Source organism: Pseudomonadota bacterium (genome assembly GCA_030775045.1).
Taxonomy (GTDB): domain Bacteria; phylum Pseudomonadota; class Alphaproteobacteria; order JALYJY01; family JALYJY01; genus JALYJY01.
In genome coordinates, this window is sequence record JALYJY010000051.1 from 9,464 (window position 1) to 12,446 (window position 2,983).

Annotated in this window: 4 protein-coding genes; 3 read left to right on the forward strand and 1 reads right to left on the reverse strand. The window is 57.4% G+C overall.

Annotated features, from left to right (window positions below; translation table 11 throughout):
* The 3 genes from M3O22_05795 to M3O22_05805 form a co-directional block, all read left to right on the forward strand.
* A partial coding sequence (locus M3O22_05795; protein ID MDP9196263.1) for an ABC transporter permease occupies positions 1–967 on the forward strand: 967 nt, incomplete at its 5' end.
* Positions 968–1,055: 88 nt separating this feature from the next.
* Positions 1,056–1,787, forward strand: coding sequence for a hypothetical protein (locus tag M3O22_05800; GenBank protein MDP9196264.1), 732 nt, complete (start codon positions 1,056–1,058; stop codon positions 1,785–1,787).
* 69 nt (positions 1,788–1,856) lie between these two features.
* On the forward strand, positions 1,857–2,666 hold the full coding sequence (locus M3O22_05805) for an outer membrane protein assembly factor BamD (GenBank protein ID MDP9196265.1): 810 nt from the start codon (positions 1,857–1,859) through the stop codon (positions 2,664–2,666).
* A gap of 35 nt (positions 2,667–2,701) precedes the next feature.
* On the opposite strand, the gene M3O22_05810 is transcribed toward M3O22_05805, so the two are convergent.
* On the reverse strand, positions 2,702–2,983 hold a 282-nt coding region (locus M3O22_05810), incomplete at its 5' end, for a hypothetical protein (GenBank protein MDP9196266.1).

The window sequence follows — 2,983 nt, forward strand, 5'->3', positions numbered from 1 at the left end:
GTACTGGTCCCTGTGGATCTTTCTGGTCCTGTTCCTGGTGACCCTGTTTGCCGAGTTCATCAGCAACGACCGGCCGTACCTGGTGTGGTATAAAGGGCAACTGTATACGCCGGTTTTCACCGACTATATCGAAGACGAATTCGGCGGGGACCTGGGTACCATTGCGGACTATCGTGATCCGTACATCGCAAAGTCTATCAGCGACAACGGATGGATGCTGTGGCCCCCCCTGCGCTATTCCTGGGACACGATCAACTATGACGTGAAGGGCCAGCATCCGGCGCCGCCATCCCCTGAAAACTGGCTGGGCACAGACCAGAACGGCCGGGATGTCCTGGCCCGGGTGATGTATGGTTTTCGCATTTCCGTGCTGTTCGGACTGGCCCTGACAGTGCTGGCCACGCCCATTGGCCTCGCCATCGGGGCGCTGCAGGGCTATTTCGGCGGATGGCTGGATCTGGTGCTGCAGCGGGTGATCGAGATCTGGTCCGGGTTGCCCACCCTGTTCCTGCTGATCATCCTGGCCAGCCTGGTCCAGCCCGGGTTCTGGTGGCTTCTGGGGATCATGGTGCTGTTCGAGTGGATCAGCCTGGTCAGCATCGTGCGGGCCGAGTTCCTGCGCACTCGCAATTTCGACTATGTCCGCGCCGCCCGGGCGCTGGGGGCAGGGGACGTGCGCATCATGGTACGCCACATCCTGCCCAACGCCATGGTGGCCACGCTGTCGTACCTGCCCTTTGTCCTCAGCGGCGCCATCACCATGCTGACGGCGCTGGATTTCCTGGGCCTTGGCATGCCTGTGGGCTCGCCGTCACTGGGCGAGCTTCTGTCCCAGGGCAAGGCGAACCTGCAGGCCCCGTGGCTGGGCCTGACGGCGTTCGCGGTGCTGGGCGTGCTGCTCAGCCTGCTGGTCTTCATCGGCGAGGCCGTGCGCGATGCTTTCGACCCCCGCAAGGTGGGACTGTAAAACACTGACGAAACCAGGATAGTTTTTTACTTTCACTGGAGCAGTCTAGAAAGGACCCGGTTGAGTCCTGAATCATGGAGCAGAAGCAATGGCCGGTTTTGTTGTTGATCCTGAAGTGGCAGCCCGAACCATCAAGATGGTTGATGAAATGATGGACGCCATGGGAGGGCGTGCAGAACCCGCCAAACGGGTGGCCTGGAAAATTGCCCAAAAGATCGGAGCCTATCCGAAAAACATTGTCCTGCTTGCCATGGGGAATCCGGGATTTTCAAAGGAAGACCTTCCGGCTGGACTGGTGCCGTGGCAGGGGTCAGAAGAATGCCGGGAACTTGGTCATTATTATATCAGGAACCATGAAAAAACCCTGTCTCAAAGAGACATTGAAGATTTTTTTGGAAGAATTGCCCAGCGGATTGACGAGATCCTGGAGAAGACCAGATTCCGCTCCCCCGCAATACCGGCCGGAGAGGTCGATCAGAGGGCAGCCCTGTTCTGGGAGGGCGAAGCTGTCCTGCACGCCCTGAATCCGGGTCAGCTTGTTGCTGCAAGGGATTTTCTGCACGGGACAGGAAGTACGGAAAGTCTTGCAAAAAGTCATGCCGTTACCCATCGGCAGTTTCTGGAGGATTGCCTTATCCTGTGGGATGTTCTGGTCCACCGGCCGATGAACTGCCCGGCGCCTTCTGTTATTGCAATGAAAGACTGGATCAGGAATTTGCGGCAATTTGTTGCAATGGAATGTCCAGTGCCCCGGGGGGCATACACAAGCGACAGTCACCAGTGTGAAACCTGGAAGTATATCGCCCGGCCTGCCCGGTAAGGGATCTTCTTTTCCGTCCTGCCGCCGCCATGCTATAAAGGTCCCCTGTTGTTCAGGGAGCCGGTAAGCATGTCTGTGTCGTTGCGCGTATGTCTTGTGGCGGGGATCCTGCTGGCCTTGGCGGCCTGTGCCTCGAATGACAAGCCGGCCTATGTGGAGCGCCCGGCCGAGGATATCTATGGCGAGGCGAAGGAGGCCATGGATAAAAAGAAATACGAGTCTGCCTCAAAGCTTTTTGACGAGGTGGAGCGCCAGCATCCCTATTCCGAACTGGCCACGAAATCCCAGCTGATGGCGGCGTACGCCAGCTATCAGGACATGAAGTACGAGGACGCCATCCTGGCGCTGGAGCGCTTTATCGAGCTGCATCCCGGGCATGAGGATGTGCCCTATGCCTATTATATGCGGGCCCTGTGCTATTACGAGCAGATATCCGACGTGCGCCGGGACCAGAAGATGACCGAGCTGGCCCTGTTCAACCTTGAAGAGGTTGTGCGCCGCTTTCCGGATTCAAAATACGCCCGGGACGCAAAGCTGAAAATCGACCTGACCCGCGACCACCTGGCGGGCAAGGAGATGGAAATCGGCCGCTGGTACCTGCGGCGGGAACAGTACAACGCCGCCATCAACCGCTTCCGCACGGTGGTGGAACAGTACCAGACCACCAGCCACATCCCCGAGGCCCTGCACCGTCTGGTGGAGGCCTATCTGGCGCTGGGGATTACAGCGGAAGCCCAGAGCGCCGCCGCCGTGCTGGGGCACAACTATCCGGGAAGTTCCTGGTACACGGATAGCTATGCCCTGCTGGTGGACGCCAACGTGCGCCCGAAAATGGACAGCAAGAGCTGGCTGGGCAAGATCTGGAACAATGTCATCTGAAGCCGGCGCCGTTTTCCCTGAATGAAAGTACTTTTTCACAGTAATGTGAGGAAAACATTCAGAGGGAGGGCTGGCACATGATAAATCCACTGGCAGAATTTGCTTACCATTGTACAGAACGCCGGGATGGTCATGTTTCTGTCCAGTTCCGGAGAGATATCAGCACTCCGACCCTCCAGTATTTCCAGGATATTATTCTGAAGATAGATATATATTCCTGATACCCCCGTCTTGTCGGGGTAGATATTCTCTGGATCGGCACGAACAATGCGGGTACGTCGGCTACAAGAGTGTGTTGCAGCACAGGACCAGAAAGT

What these genes read in the sequence shown, in the direction of transcription:
- M3O22_05805 (MDP9196265.1), top strand. Translation starts at nt 1,857, where the DNA reads ATGTCTGTGTCGTTGCGCGTATGTCTTGTGGCGGGGATCCTGCTGGCC.
- M3O22_05800 (MDP9196264.1), top strand. Translation starts at nt 1,056, where the DNA reads ATGGCCGGTTTTGTTGTTGATCCTGAAGTGGCAGCCCGAACCATCAAG.